The sequence below is a fragment of the Agarivorans sp. MS3-6 genome, from assembly GCF_054112545.1.
Genome location: NZ_CM134202.1, coordinates 1,917,540 through 1,931,721, shown reverse-complemented (window position 1 = coordinate 1,931,721; position 14,182 = coordinate 1,917,540). Strand labels below are relative to the sequence as shown.

The 14,182-nt window shown below is 46.1% G+C and carries 12 protein-coding genes; 2 read left to right on the top strand and 10 right to left on the bottom strand.

The window, feature by feature from the left end; all coding sequences use genetic code 11:
• Position 1: 1 nt before the first annotated feature.
• From ACVFI8_RS08715 to arnB, 8 genes are all read right to left on the bottom strand, one after another.
• Positions 2-2,257 (bottom strand): hypothetical protein, encoded by a 2,256-nt coding sequence (locus ACVFI8_RS08715; protein ID WP_457873613.1) that lies wholly within the window; start codon positions 2,255-2,257, stop codon positions 2-4.
• A 136-nt stretch (positions 2,258-2,393) separates the two neighbouring features.
• Positions 2,394-2,819: a 4-amino-4-deoxy-L-arabinose-phosphoundecaprenol flippase subunit ArnF gene (gene arnF / locus ACVFI8_RS08710; protein ID WP_457873612.1), complete on the bottom strand. Its 426-nt coding sequence runs from the start codon at positions 2,817-2,819 to the stop codon at positions 2,394-2,396.
• On the bottom strand, positions 2,810-3,169 hold the full coding sequence (locus tag ACVFI8_RS08705; protein ID WP_248713860.1) for an EamA family transporter: 360 nt from the start codon (positions 3,167-3,169) through the stop codon (positions 2,810-2,812). Before ACVFI8_RS08705 ends, arnF begins: the two co-directional genes overlap by 10 nt.
• A gap of 1 nt (position 3,170) precedes the next feature.
• Positions 3,171-4,820 (bottom strand): lipid IV(A) 4-amino-4-deoxy-L-arabinosyltransferase, encoded by a 1,650-nt coding sequence (arnT, locus tag ACVFI8_RS08700; protein WP_457873611.1) that lies wholly within the window; start codon positions 4,818-4,820, stop codon positions 3,171-3,173.
• A gap of 12 nt (positions 4,821-4,832) precedes the next feature.
• Positions 4,833-5,747: a 4-deoxy-4-formamido-L-arabinose-phosphoundecaprenol deformylase gene (gene arnD / locus ACVFI8_RS08695; RefSeq protein ID WP_457873610.1), complete on the bottom strand. Its 915-nt coding sequence runs from the start codon at positions 5,745-5,747 to the stop codon at positions 4,833-4,835.
• Positions 5,748-5,749: 2 nt separating this feature from the next.
• Positions 5,750-7,726: a bifunctional UDP-4-amino-4-deoxy-L-arabinose formyltransferase/UDP-glucuronic acid oxidase ArnA gene (arnA, locus tag ACVFI8_RS08690; protein WP_248713863.1), complete on the bottom strand. Its 1,977-nt coding sequence runs from the start codon at positions 7,724-7,726 to the stop codon at positions 5,750-5,752.
• Between the two features lie 29 nt (positions 7,727-7,755).
• The gene (arnC, locus tag ACVFI8_RS08685) at positions 7,756-8,763 is read right to left on the bottom strand and encodes an undecaprenyl-phosphate 4-deoxy-4-formamido-L-arabinose transferase (RefSeq protein ID WP_248713864.1); all 1,008 of its coding nucleotides are present in this window, start codon (positions 8,761-8,763) and stop codon (positions 7,756-7,758) included.
• Positions 8,753-9,928 carry a UDP-4-amino-4-deoxy-L-arabinose aminotransferase gene (gene arnB / locus ACVFI8_RS08680; protein ID WP_457873609.1) on the bottom strand — a complete coding sequence of 392 codons (1,176 nt, stop codon included), beginning with the start codon at positions 9,926-9,928 and terminating at the stop codon, positions 8,753-8,755. The genes arnC and arnB overlap by 11 nt, the downstream gene beginning before the upstream one ends.
• 436 nt (positions 9,929-10,364) lie before the next feature.
• Between arnB and ACVFI8_RS08675 the strand changes: the two genes are divergently transcribed.
• Complete coding sequence (locus ACVFI8_RS08675; RefSeq protein ID WP_248713866.1) at positions 10,365-10,751, top strand: hypothetical protein; 387 nt, start codon at positions 10,365-10,367, stop codon at positions 10,749-10,751.
• A 92-nt stretch (positions 10,752-10,843) separates the two neighbouring features.
• On the opposite strand, the gene glpD is transcribed toward ACVFI8_RS08675, so the two are convergent.
• The gene (gene glpD / locus ACVFI8_RS08670; RefSeq protein ID WP_457873608.1) at positions 10,844-12,388 is read right to left on the bottom strand and encodes a glycerol-3-phosphate dehydrogenase; all 1,545 of its coding nucleotides are present in this window, start codon (positions 12,386-12,388) and stop codon (positions 10,844-10,846) included.
• A gap of 190 nt (positions 12,389-12,578) precedes the next feature.
• Here glpD and ACVFI8_RS08665 point away from each other — a divergent pair, with 190 nt between their 5' ends.
• Entirely contained in the window at positions 12,579-13,322 is a 744-nt protein-coding gene (locus ACVFI8_RS08665; RefSeq protein WP_457873607.1) for an MBL fold metallo-hydrolase, read from the top strand.
• On the opposite strand, the gene ACVFI8_RS08660 is transcribed toward ACVFI8_RS08665, so the two are convergent.
• Positions 13,299-14,102 carry a DeoR/GlpR family transcriptional regulator gene (locus ACVFI8_RS08660; RefSeq protein ID WP_248713869.1) on the bottom strand — a complete coding sequence of 268 codons (804 nt, stop codon included), beginning with the start codon at positions 14,100-14,102 and terminating at the stop codon, positions 13,299-13,301. The two genes, ACVFI8_RS08665 and ACVFI8_RS08660, sit on opposite strands and share 24 nt — an antisense overlap.
• Positions 14,103-14,182 lie beyond the last annotated feature (80 nt).

Sequence of the window (14,182 nt, the reverse complement as noted above, 5' to 3'; positions counted from 1 at the left end):
TTTACTGCGCTGTGCTGGCTACATCTAGAGGGTAGCGGCAGTTTGGAATGCTGGGCGCTGCTACAAATTCTTGCTGTTTCACTAAGTAGCGACGTGGTGATAAGTAATGATCAAAGCTCACGGCTGGCTGCTCCCATGGGCCATGGATGATATGCGCTAAACGCCAACAAGGTTGGTCCGAGACAATCAGTTTTAGTTGGTTAAATCGTTGTTTGGCTAGATTTACTTCGCCGGCTAGCGTTAGTTGGTAACGTAGCCCGTTTAGCGGCTGTGGCGCAATGGTCAGTTTACCTTGTTCTAACTCGGCCTTGAGATTGAGATTAGTTAATTGGGTGATACCTTTTGGCAGGCTATTGGGGGCTTGCCAAAGTACCGGCCAGCCCATACTGATGAGCGGGTTAGGGTCTTCGTAGTATTGGCGTGGGCTCTCTATGATTTGGTCAAGCGTCGTCTCTAAATCTGCTCCCGGTATTTGAATGAGTTGGCTATGGATGTCGACCGAGCCATCTATATTGGCACCAAAATCAGTTAATTTTCCACGTAGCTTACCGGCAATTTCTAAGTCACCAATTAATTTGAAATCTCTATGGTTAGCCAGCCTACCCAGCGGGCTAATGTCTAGCAGTAGGCCTGATAATTCGGCTTGCCAAGGCTTATTTTCTTGATCCAATAATACTTGTCCCTGAAGCTCAAATTGGCCTAAGGGCAGTTCGCCATATAAATTAAAATACCCAACTTGCTGTTCGCTACCGATGTCCATGTTTACATGGCTTAATACTAAACCACGAAAGGCTAGTTCTGGCGCTTCAACAAAAGCTTGGCTGTTAGCTTGCCAAAGCTGTTCTATATTTTGCCATTGCCCCTGTCTAATTAACATGAGCTGACGGAGCTCTAGGTTTAAGCCTTCAGCAGAGAACGGTAATTGGTCGACATACGATAATAATTTGACCTGTTTAAGCTCTACTTTTTCGATGTTAAGCTGCTGTAAGGGGGCTCTAGAGTCTGTTTCCAATGAATCTGTGGATAGATTGTTAACCCAACTGGGCTGGATAGGGATTTCGGTATTGCTTAGACCTAGCTGGTGAATGGTTAAAGCTTGCTGTTGCCATTGGTAACTGAGCGCTAGGCTTAACTGTCCTTCAAACACTTCACTGCGCAAGGCGGCTAAATGTGCACTTCCTTGGGCGATGCTTCCGCTGGCGGTTAGCTGATTAAACTGAATATGGTCAATCCCAAACTCATCAGCGATAAAGGCATAATCCGCTGCGATGTGTTGGCTATCGATTGGCCAAGGCGTATCGAGATTTTCGAGTTCACCAGTAAACCGATTTAAAGTGAAGTTATGCCCGCCAATTTGGGCGGCAATGCTGATTTGATTTAATAGCAAGTTATCCACTCGCACCCTTTCTAGCCAGCTTAGCTCAGGCAAATTGACGCTGAGTGTATTGGACGTTTCTGTTGGTTGCTGGCTGAGTGCATCTTCATTGGGTAAGTACTCTATTCGGGCATCACTAAAGGCCAACTCACGTATCCGTAGCTGTTTGTTACTGAGCTCTGCTGAGGCGTATAGTGAACCTTGCAATAGGTCGGCGCCAATATGGTCTATTACCAATTGCTGTTCGGCATAAGCAAGACTTACCTGAGGTAATATGTATTCCTGATTAGGCCCTACTAGGCGTTGCGCGCTGCTATGTAAATTAAACTGCCAATCTTGTAGCTGTGGCTTGGCCAAATCGATGCGCCAATCTTCGATGGCTAATTCAAAGCGCTCTAGCCGGTAGCTTTGTTTAGCCTGTTGCCAAGTAAAGTCGCTGTCTTTGATGAACAACTGTTGCACCGTAATGTGATCAAACCAAGGCATGTCAAAGGCTTGATTATCTTCTGCTTGGCTTACCGGCTTATCACTGTGTTGGAATAACGTCGGGGTAATCGCTATTTGTAAGCGTTCAGCAGAGATAGAGCTGAAGTCTATACTGCCTTTTAGCATTGGTAGGGCCGCAACCGTCAGCTGGATCTGATCAGCCAATATGGCTGCCTGACCTGATTTCGCCAGTTCTACGCCGTTAACTTGTAGGCTAAGTGGCTTCTTTAAGGACCAGCTAGAACTTTTATAGGCAAGCTGCCAATCACTTTGTTGGTTGAACCAGTGCAGAAAATCGCTTTTGTAGCGATCAGGATGAAATGAAAACAAGAAAAAGACCGAGGTTGCCAGTAATAGCAATAAAACAATGGCAAGTAGGTCAAATATGCGTTTCATGTTGGCGCAAACTCCATGCGACTAATTTATGCGATGTTAATGGGTAGATGATGCAACAATACTTGAGTATTCACACATTTAATAGCGCTAGGCTCACCCCTTTTAGTAAAAGCCCTGACTTTACGCGTAAAGTCAGCTATTCCTTGGCGGTACTTCGCGGAAATACCAAGTATATACCGGCCAAGATAAACACAATGCCAAGGGCTTTAATCCAGCTAAACTGTTCGCCTATCCACGGTAACGCTATCGCTGCAAAATACACGATCACGTAACTTAAACTTAGCAAAGGGTAAGCGACCGATAAGGCTAAGCGTTTTAATGCTATTACCCAACATAACATTGAAAGTGCATAAAACACTAATCCTGAAAACACGCTAAAATAATAGGGTAAATAGCGGCTAAGTAGCTCACTATAACGTTGTAGCTGCCATAGTTCGCTGACCTCAGGAAAGTGTAAATTGAGTTGGCTCATACCCCATTTCATGGCAAGTTGGGCTAGTGAGATAAACATAACACTCAGTAGCGCCAAGGCCACGCTTTTAGGCTGCGTTCTTAAAACCATTGGCTTACTCCACCAAGAATGGCAACACCAAGCACGATGAAGGCCACACCAAGCCATTGGCGTCGACTGACGTCTTCATTAAATACCCATTTTGATACCAGTAGCATGATGACAAAGTTACTGCTGAGCAAGGGGTAAGCGACTGATACGTCCCATTGGCTTAGTACACCTAACCAAAAAACGGCCCCTAAGCCTAAAAAAATAATGCCCAGCAATAAAGGTTTACAGAGTAATTTCTGGCGAGTACTTAAATTGGGTTCGGCAGTAAACAATAGCGCCGCTCGCTTTTGCCAGTATTGGCTCAGCGAGCTACAAGATATTGAGGCGATAACTAACAACCAACTTATCATGTTATTGGTTTAATGCTTGATAATACAACACCGTATAACGGCCTTTCTCGATGCGTTGGTCGGTCTCTGGTAAGCCGTTACCCATATTAGGTTTATCGCGGAAATAGATCATCACCGGAGCTTGCTGGCGCTGTTGTTCGATAAAAGCGGCTAATTGTTTAGTTTCAATAAAGCGGTGTTGTGCGTCAGGGTACTCCAGCCCGTAACGCACCTCGCCTTTTTGACCGACTAAGTAAACATCTGCCCGCTTAAAATACCAATTGAAGGCCGACATAGTATCGGGGTAGTCGGCAACCAAAACAGTATTTGGCTCAACTAAGTGGGATACCTGCTGCATGAATTTTGCCGGCATCTTCGAGTAAATACTAACATTAGGAAAGGTTGCCCAAGCCAACATAAATAGGCCTAGAGGCATCAACATGTAGCTGGCTACCTTGCCATTTAAGCTATTGGCTTTTAAAGCGACAAAGGCCATCGCTGACCAAAAGGCAAAGATGCTAAATAGCAGCCATGGGCGGTAAGCTTCCTCGGCGTCTAATGGCAGTTTGCCGGCGTAATGCAATACCAAGGTAATAACGGCTAGTAGTGCAAAGAAAACTGCATTTAACCCGCTCCCCCACTTCAAACCTTTACAAGATTTGGCAAAAGCCTGTTGAATACCAAAAGCAAACAAGATAGCGAGTGGTGCCATTATTGGCAAAATATAGGTAGCGAGTTTGCCCTTAGCCATGGAGAAGAATAACAGCGGTAATATGGCCCACAATAAAGCGTAGCGTAACAAGGGAGAATGCATTTGCCCTTTTAAGTGACCAATGGCACTGGGCGACCAAAATAACCAAGGCAAAACGCCAGCGGCTAAGAATGGCAGGTAGTACCAAACTGGCGCTGAGTGCTGGGCGTTATCTGCAGCAAAACGCTGAATATGCTCAATCCAAAAGAAGTAATGCCAGTAGTCTGGTTCTGCGGCATGGATCGCTAAAGCCCAAGGCAAACAGGTTAATAGGGCAAACAACATGACCCACCAACCCCACTTTAAAATGGCGGTAAGTTGCTTGGTCCAAAGCATATAAGGCACCACGACAATGACTGGCAAGGCTAGCGCCAAGAAGCCTTTAGTGAGCACCGCACAGCCACAATAAAAACCGGCTAGGCCATAATACTTGGCGCGTTGCCGAGCTTGTTCACTGCGAATAGCGAAATAGAAAGCGGTGAAACTGGCAGTGAGCCAAAGATTAAGCATGCTGTCTAATACACTATAGGTGCCCACTCCCGACACCATAAACATGCTTAAATAAATGCCTGAGCTTAACCATGCCACTGGCCGAGAAGCAAACCGTGCAAGTAGCAAGAAAATACAGAAGGCTGCGCCTAAGGCACTTAAGGCTGACGCCGCACGTACTGCAAAATTAGTCTCACCAAATACCAACTGTGATACGGCATTCATCCAGTAGCCCATGACGGGCTTTTCAAAATAGCGTAGATCATTAAAACGCGGTACAACCCAGTCACCACTGGCCACCATTTCGCGTGATATCTCAGCGTAACGCAATTCGTCAGGCGACCATAAATCGCGTAAACCTAAGGGTAATAAGTACAGAATGATGAAGAAAATCGGTACCCAAGTGGCTAGGTTAATTCGTAAGTGGCGCATGTTTATCCTGGTTTAACTCGGTTGAGATCGAATCGTTGACGCTTGATGGCTTAGCCAGCCCTCGCGTCCGTCCATTTCTATATTAATAATGCTGTCTTTGGGCCAGTTTACGTAATCTTGGTCAAGTAAGTCACAAAGCGGCACAAACTCAATACCTTGTTGTTTACTGGCAATAATTAGCTGTTCAAACATCTCGGCGCAAACTATGCCTTCTACTTCGGCGTGAATGGTATACACATTCAAAGCATCGGCTTTAATTCGGCTAATAATGGCTTGGTTATAATTGCTTTCGTCTACCCCGTCTTGGCCAATTAGCTCATCGTAGGTAGGGAGGGTCACAGGGATCTGTGGTGCCATGCCCGGTTTAGGGACGAAAATCGACTCACCGCGGCAATCACTGTTATAACGAAAGGGAAAAGCTTCCTTTTCGTCTAGGGTTGTTTCGGTACAACGCCAACCTGCCACCGCACTGCACTGAACATCTTTATTGGTTATATCAGCCAGTAATTGATAGCCCTTACGGATTTCATTCGCCAGCTCAGCTGGCGACATGCTATCGGTTTTCATCTGCCATTTATGATGATCCCAAGCATGCAACCCCACTTCATGACCGGCTTGGTCGGTATCTTTGATCACCGACGCGAGTTTCTTGCCGATCACCGGGCCTGGCCAAAACGTACCGCGAAAAATAATGTCCCAGCCGTAAAGGCTAGCCGCTTTAGAACGGAGCATTTTCTTCAAAAAGGCTGGACGCAGAAGGCGCCAAATATGGCGCCCCATGTTGTCGGGTCCAACGGTGAAGAAAAATGACGACTTAATGTTGTGGCGTTGAAAAATGTCTAATAACTTGGGCACGCCTAAACGCGTGCCACGAAAGGTATCTACATCTATTCTTAAGCCTACTTTAATCGTATCTTTCGAACTCATTATTACTCGTCTACGGCCGTTTTTAAGAAGAAGTCTAAAGTCTCTTCAATGGTATCTTCCATCATAATGGTCGGTTCCCAGTCTAGTAGACGCTTAGCATTGCGAATACTTGGGCGACGGTGTTGTACGTCTTGGTAACCATCACCATAGAAGGTTTTACTTTCTACTAAGTGATAGCCGGCAAACGGTGGGAATTTTTCACGCAGCGGGTGAGCGTCAAATTTATCGACTAAGGTTTCAGCCATCTGTTTGATGCTAGCTTCGTTGTCTGGTGAACCAATGTTAATGATTTGACCATCACACAAACCATCTTTGTTCTCGATAATACGGAATAAGGCTTCAATCGCTTCAGAGATATCAGTAAAACAGCGTTTTTGCTCGCCGCCATCAATCAGCTTAATCGGTGTACCTTCCACTAAGTTTAGAATTAGCTGAGTAATGGCGCGACTAGAACCAACACGGGCTGAGTTTAAGCTGTCTAAGCGCGGGCCCATCCAGTTAAACGGACGGAACAAGGTGAATTTTAGGTTGTCTTTCTTGCCGTATGCCCAAATCACACGGTCTAATAACTGCTTCGACGTTGAGTAGATCCAACGTTGGCGGTTAATTGGGCCGGTGATTAGCGGAGAGGTATCTTCGTTAAACTCTTCATCGGTACACATGCCGTATACTTCAGAAGTTGAAGGGAAGATAATGCGCTTATTGTATTTCACACACTCGCGAACAATTTTCAGGTTCTCTTCAAAGTCCAACTCAAATACACGTAAAGGGTTACGGGTGTATTCAATCGGTGTAGCAATCGCTACCAGCGGTAATACGATGTCACATTTCTTAATGTGGTATTCAATCCATTCGCTATGAATGGTGATATCACCTTCAACGAAATGAAAGTCAGGATGGTCTAAGTGCTGCTCAATTTGATTAGCGCTCATGTCCATGGCGTAGATTTCGTATTTACCGTCATCTAATAGACGTTTGGTTAGGTGGTTACCAATGAAACCATTAGCACCCAAAATCAGGACTTTTTGGCGTTTTTTAGCGGCGATAATAGCACTGGCTTGAGGACCAAAACGCATACCTGCTACCAGGTGCATTTCGCTGGCTAACTGCTCTCCGTTTAAGTACAAACCACTTTCGGCCTGACCTGCGGTCACGACGATAGAGCCCTGAGTACAAGCAATGGTTAGCGGCGAAGTAGCCACAATAGTACCAGGGGTTGCATCGTAATTTTGTTCGCTGGTGGCCATGCTCCAGAAAATTACCTTACGCTCACCTAAAAAGGTAAAGGCGCCAGGGAAGGGTTCTGTTACCGCACGGCACAGGTTGAAAATCGTTTGGGCACTGTCGGCCCACTTAATTTCACCATCTGCTGGGGTACGACGTCCAAACACGGTGGCTTGGCTTTCATCTTGTGGCGTTAGGGTATGCGTACCGGCAACAATTGCTGGAACGGTTTTAGCTAACAATTGACTACTTAGTTGGGTTAGTCGGCTATGCAAGGTGGCTGCGGTGTCATCTAGCGCAATGCTTAATTTGTCTTGAGCGACAATGTCGCCGGCATCGGCTTTCGCTGTCATTGCATGCAAGGTGACGCCGGTTTCAGTTTCACCTTTTACCAAGGCCCAGTTTACGGGCGCGCGTCCACGATAAGCTGGTAGTAGCGAGCCATGTAGATTAAAGCCACCCTTAGGCGCAATATCTAGCAAAGCCTGGCTGATCATTGAACGGTAGTAGAACGAGAAGAATACATCTGGCTGCATCGCCTTGATTTTCTCTATCCACAGAGGGTGGTTCACATCTTCAGGTGCAAACACTGCAATACCGTTGCGTGCGGCCAATTTAGCCACTGAATCAAAAAATACGTTTTCATTGCTGTCATCTAGGTGAGTAAATACGGCGGCGATGTCTACACCCGCATCTAGGAGACTTTGAATACCAGCACAACCAATGTTGTGATAGGCGAAAACCACTGCTTTCATGGGATATTCCTTAAAGTTATTGGTCAAGCTTAGCTTTCGCTAGGCGATGACTTGGATTCGTTGGATGTACGGGCCTGTTGGGTTGCTTCTCCTACTAAAACGTCTTGTACGTAGTAGCGAGGGCGGGCCCTGACATCGGAATAAATTCGGCCAATATACTCACCGAGTAAGCCTAAACCGACAAATTGCGCACCAATAAAGATGAATAAGATCGCGAATAAGGGGAATACCCCATCTACGCCCCACTCTGCGCCATAAAGTAAGCGCATAGCCAGCAAAATTAGACCAAACAAGCTGCCTAAAGCGGCAATAGCACCGCCCACAAGGCTTAGCATTCTTAGAGGCGCGGTAGTCATACTGGTCAGTAAATCAAACATCAGGTTGATTAAACCTAATACATTGTACTTTGACTCACCTTGCTGGCGTTCACTGTGTTCTACATCGATTTCTACGGTATGGCGAGCAAAACCATTCGCCAAAATAGGAATGAAGGTACTGCGCTCGTGGCACTGCAGCATAGCATCAACAACATGGCGACGATAAGCACGTAACATGCAGCCATAGTCGTTCATCTCAACGCCAGTAGATCGCTTGACTATTTTGTTGATCAGCATTGACGGGTAGCGACGTAAGCGGCTGTCTTGGCGATTTTTACGCACTGTACCGACTGAGTCATAACCTTCTTCTGCTTTTGCCACCAAGTTAGGGATTTCTTCAGGAGGGTTTTGTAAATCGGCATCTAGGGTAACGATCAAATCACCGCGAACGTGCTCAAACCCGGCCATTATGGCGTTATGTTGGCCGTAGTTACGGTTTAAGATAATACCGACAATGTGACTGCCTTCATTGGCTGATGCGGCTTCAATAATGTCTGCGCTATTATCTTTACTGCCATCATCAACCAGCAAAACTTCATAGTCTTTGCCCATTGTGTCTGCTGCAGCGCAGGTGCGTTCGATCAGCTCTTGTAAACTGTCGGCTTCGTTATATACCGGAATGACGATAGATACGAAGTTTATCTGTTGCTTATGCCTCATGAAGGGTACCAATAAAGTTAGTTATAGCCGCTACCACTCTTTCAACATCGCTTAGCTGCATGTCTGGGAACAGTGGTAATGAGCAAATTCGTTGACTGTTAAACTCAGTATTGTTCAGATCTGGGTTTATTGCGCCAAAACGTGTTTGATAATTTTCGCGATAGTATTTTTGGCTATGGCAGGCTTTAAAGTGAATGCCTGCACCTATATCAACTTGTTTTAGCATACTAATCAGTTGATCGCGGTCGAAACCACAAATACTAGGTTCTACTCTTACTATCATTAAATGCCAGCAGTGAGTATGCGGGTAATCCGGAATACTCAGAGGGCTAATTCCATCAACCGTACTCAACAACTGCCGATAGTGGGCCACCAAATTTTGCCGCTGCTTAGTGATTTGCGCTAAGCGTTGCATTTGGCCTAGCCCCAGTACAGCGCAAATATCGGGCATGTTGTACTTATAGCCGGGTTCTATCACCTCGGCCTGAGGTGCACGACCGTGGGTTTCCCGATCAAAGGCATCTACCCCTAAACCATGAAACTTGAGTCGGCGGATCCTGTCGGCTAACTGCCCATCGTTGGTGGTGAATATGCCGCCTTCAGCGGTTGTCACGTTTTTGATTGCATGCAAAGAAAAAATACAGTGACCTGTTTTACCAATAGGGCGGCCTTTATATTCACAACCAATTGCATGGGCTGCATCTTCGACCACTGGTATATTGAAACGTTCCGCTAACGCGTAAATAGCATCCAGATCAAGTGGAGCACCAGCATAATGCACCGGTACAATCAGTTTGGTGTTGTCGGTGATAAGTGCTTCTATACGATCGGCGGTGGTCATCAAGGTATCGGCATCGACATCGACAAATACCGGCTTAGCGCCCATTAGCGTAATTAGATTTACCGTAGATACCCAAGTCATCGAAGGCGTAATTACTTCGTCGCCGGGGCCAATGCCTAGAGCAACTAAAGTAAGGTGTAAACCCGCGGTGGCACTGCTTAAAGCAACGGCATGTTCTGCGCCCGTATAGTCTTTTATCGCCGCTTCTAGCTCGGCGTTTTTCGGCCCCGTGGTTATCCACCCTGATTTTAGTACGTCAACTACAGCATCGATTTCTTGCTGCTCAATAGCTGGGCGACTTAAGGGTAAAAATGTTTGATTCATTATTCAGTCAGCTTATCCATACCAAAGTGCTGCAAATTCTACCCGTGCAAGGGCGTGAATGAAAGGATGAATACCGCTGTTATGCGGTCTTTCAGTAAAAAGGTTAATTTCTGTAAGTGTTTGTTGTATTTCGCTTCTCTTAGCATGTTTTAGGCGACTTCGTGTGACGCGTCGTTTACTAAAAATATCCACATAAAGTGAGCTGTTCAGCGGTTGAGCTTAGGTGTAAAAAAACGGGCCGCAGGGGGAAACCGGTTGTTGCATTGAGTGAAACAATGCGGGCCATCAGCACGGGTTAATCAACTTATCAGGCCATGTAACAATGCTCATATAAAGCGTGTTTCTCTGCTTTCGTTACGCTTTACCTCATCATCCAAGTGAGTTGATAGGTAAAACTCGGTTTTGAATAGGCATTTATTGCTAAAGGTAAATATCAATGAAAAAGTTAACCATTCTAGCGCTTGCTGCTACCACCGCGTTGGCCTCTATGTCGGCTTCCGCTAAGCAACCTGAACTTGAGCAGCTGCAGGCCGGAGCAGAGCTTGCAAATAGCAGTGCTCGCTGCCTAGCTGCTCATGCTTATATTAATGATAAAGATGAACGTGAAGCGTTGTTGCAAATGATCGCCAACATGCCGGACCAGCGGATCAATCGCGAGTCTATTGGGTTTATGACAGTGTTAAGTTATGCCTTGGGAGAAGCTTCAATGGGCTTGCATGCGGTAGAGCATGATAGCGGTAAAGAAGAAGCGCGGGCTATGGCTCAAGTGGTTTACGACAACAACCATTGTAACATTGAGGAAGTATTGCGTAGCGTTGGGTAGGGCGGTACTTCTGAGGTTAAGCACAGGCCGCTTGCAGAGGGCATCTCTACAAGCGGTATTCAATAGTTACAACCAAGCTGTTCTAAGGCGTGCTAGCTAGCCTGAGCCCTGTTAGCACGGGTATTCTCTACCAGCGCTAAGGGGGGCTTTTGCTGCACATAATTAGACAATGCTTGTTGTTGCTCAGCGTTAAAGTGCAAACCCTGTTTTGTACGTCGCCATAGAATATCTTCAGCTTGATAAGCCCATTCTTTATCATACAAGTAATCCACTTCTACTTGGTACAGTGTACCGGCAAATAGCTTACCTAAGCCCTGTTGTTCAGCAGTATGCAATAGCTGACAAGCATTGCTGCCAAATTGCATACACCAGCGCTCGACCAATTTCGTATCAAGATTCGGGTATTTGTTTTGCTGCTGCTTAATAAAGGTGTCTCTTGAACACTGTAGTGAGCCGCCAGGTAAGCAAGTGGCTTTTGTCCAGGCTGGGCCAAGATTATTGATTCGAGGTTCTAGCATTAACAAGGCCGCTTCTGCGAGTTTTCGATAGGTGGTCAGTTTGCCACCAAATACCGATAATAGTGGCGCACCTTCGCTTTCTTCGCTGAGCTCTAAGGTGTAATCGCGAGTCACCGCTGAGGGATCGTCTGATTCATCTTGGCACAGTGGTCTAACGCCAGAGAACGAGTGAATAACGTCACTAGGTGCAATTTGGTGTTTAAAGTGCTGATTCACCACATCGCAAAGATAACTAATTTCTTGTTCGGAGATCGCTACTTTTGCTGGGTCACCTTGGTACTCGACATCGGTTGTGCCGACTAAGGAGTAGTCTTGTTGATAGGGGATGACAAATACGATGCGTTTGTCGGTATTTTGCAGGATATAAGCTTGTTCCTCTTGGTGTAGCCTTGGTACAACGATGTGACTGCCTTTGACTAAACGAATAGTGCGAGGTGGTGTTTGGTGCATGTGTTGTTCGATAAATTGCTGTACCCACGGCCCAGCAGCATTTACCAAAGTATTACAACGGTATTGTTGCTGTATTCCGGTATGCGTATCGCGCACCTCTACTAACCAATGCTGGGCTTGGCGTTTTGCCGCCACCACTTGCTGTCGCGGTGCAATATAGGCGCCGTGTTTTTCCGCCAATAGGGCATTGCTAATTACTAAGCGGGCGTCATCGACCCAGCAATCAGAGTATTCAAAGCCTTTGGTAATGTCGGCTTTTAGTACGCTATCGTTACCAAAATGTAACCCCGTGCAGCCGGGTAACGTACCGCGCTGAGCCAGGTTATCGTAGAGGAATAAACCCATGCGGATCAGTAACCATGGCCGAAGGTGTGGGCGGTGTGGCAAACGAAAGCGCATTGGCTCTACGATGTGAGGAGCCATTTTTAATAACACTTCTCGCTCTTTAAGGGCTTCACTGACTAAACGAAACTCATAGTGCTCCAAATATCGCAAACCACCATGAATTAACTTAGAGCTGGCAGAGGAGGTGGCGCTAGCCAGATCATTTTGTTCAAACAAGGCGACACGTTGACCACGGCCTGCGGCATCAGCTGCGATACCTGCACCGTTGATGCCACCGCCTATTACAATCAAGTCATAGTTATATTGGTCGTTTGCTTGTTCCATTGCTTGCGATCCTTTATGTAAAGTTCGTTTTCTTTCGTTATCGAGCATAATAGAGCATTTTGAGATTAAAAAACAACCGCCAATGTAAAAAATCTTGTGTTAAAGGGGTGAAACTACTTTAACCCAAGATTGTCAGTGTGGAGCAATTGCTCTAGAGTGTTACATTCCATTAACAATTGGGCGGTATTTAATGAAGATTCACCAGCTTGAAGGCTTTATTCAAAATATTTTTTTAGTGGAGTACCCCGATAAGTTACTGCTGCTCGATGGCTGTTGTCGTGCAGATGTACCGTTAGTAAAAAGCTTTATCACCCAAGACCTAGGTAGACCATTTGAGCAGCTTAAGTTGATTATGGTTACCCATATGCACCCCGACCACGCCGGTGGTGCTAGCTATTTACAGCGTCACTACGCTATCGATGTGGCTACTGCAAATTGTCCTGGAGAGTGGTATCAAGGTGTTGCTGGGCGCTGTCAGCATCTCGTTGATTTAGGCTTGGCCTATTACGTAGGGCGACGCCATCAACGTCGCCGTGCTAATTTGTGGTATCCGCCGGTCATCAAAGCCGATCACCGCTTGCATGATTGTCAGCTAATACCGGGATTTAATGATTGGCAAGTCCTGTTTACCCCAGGTCACACCGACCGCGATCTATCCTTGTATCACCCTACCAGCCAAACCTTGTACGTGGCAGATACTATTTTACGGGTAAAAGGAAAGTTGATATGTCCTTTTCCAATAAGCCAACCGGCCGCCTATCGGGCATCTTTAGAGCGATATCGTCCGCTGGAGGTTAGCCAGTACTTACTGGCACATGGCCAAGGGGGAGTGATTAGTAGTGAAGAACTGAGCGCCTTACAACAACTTTGCCCAAACTCTCCAAGCACTTATAAAGGTTTTTTAGGTAGCTTAATACGTAAGCGCTTCGCTTGATTGACCGTTTAGTGCTGGCGGACATAAACGTAATTGAACTTCTTCACGCTTTAAAATATCGGCAATATCTTGGGGGACTGACTTATCGGTATAAAGCTGATCAACCTGCGCTATGTTGCCAATGTTGATCATTGCATTACGGCCAAATTTACTGTGGTCTGCGGCTAAAATAACATTGCGAGAACAAGCAATAATCGCTTGAGTTACCCGTACTTCATGGTAGTCGAAGTCGAGTAACGAGCCTTCCAAATCAATGCCGCTGACGGTAATCACGCCATAATCTAAGCGAAACTGCTTAATAAAGTCGATGGTGGCCTCGCCCACTATGCCGCCATCTTTATTTCGCAAGGCCCCTCCCGCCATAATGACGTTGAAATCATCTTTCACCATGAGCAACGCTGCAACATGAATATTGTTGGTGATAATGCGTAGGTCTCGATGATTAAGTAGGGCGCGAGCAATAGTTTCTGCAGTGGTCCCGATATCTAAAAACAACGAAGCACCATTGGGGATCTGTTCCGCAATTTTTAAGGCGATGCTCTCTTTTTCTAAGTGTTGTTTAATTTTACGGTTGGAATATGAATCATTTACTACACTGCTAGCTAGCAGCGATGCCCCGCCATGGTGGCGGTGAATGAGTTTTTGCTCGGCCAATACATTTAAGTCTCGGCGAATGGTTTGCGGGCTTACATTTAGCGTTTCAACGAGTTCTTCTGTCGCGACAAAACCTTGGGTTTTAATCACTTGCAGTATTTGCTGGTGGCGTTGGGTCTGCTTCACAACTGGGTTCCGTTATTGCTATGGAGTGTGGCACTGGCTTAAGTCTACTTAAAAACTCGTTTTTGTCACGGTTAACAAAG